The sequence below is a fragment of the Stenotrophomonas sp. AS012628 genome, from assembly GCF_010608305.1.
Taxonomy (GTDB): Bacteria; Pseudomonadota; Gammaproteobacteria; order Xanthomonadales; family Xanthomonadaceae; genus Stenotrophomonas; species Stenotrophomonas geniculata.
The window spans coordinates 1-271 of record NZ_VMBJ01000136.1 but is presented as its reverse complement, the minus strand read 5'-3'; the positions used below and the strand labels follow the sequence as shown (position 1 = coordinate 271).

Sequence of the window (271 nt, the reverse complement as noted above, 5' to 3'; positions counted from 1 at the left end):
ACCGGATGCTCGAACCGCAAGTGAAGCTCGCGACCTCGACGCCGAAGGCCGATCCGTCCGGCGACTATGCCTTTGAAGTGTTTCGCAAGGCCGAAGCGCTGAAGCCCGGCGCGCAGGCCGCGCTCGAGAAGAAGGCGCTACAACTCTCCGGAGGACCGAACAGCCCGGCGCCGCCGGCGGGCAAGAGCGTCTATTCCTGGCACATCGCCGAAGGCCGCGCCGACATCTATCTCGCCTATTGCACCGCCGGCCGCACCGCGCAGCAGGAGGA

General features: G+C 67.2%; 1 protein-coding gene. It reads left to right on the top strand.

The features are described from left to right. Window positions 1-20: 20 nt before the first annotated feature. Window positions 21-271, top strand: a 251-nt coding sequence (locus tag G5A07_RS21300) for a substrate-binding domain-containing protein (RefSeq protein ID WP_223107785.1), incomplete at its 3' end; no start/stop codon positions are given.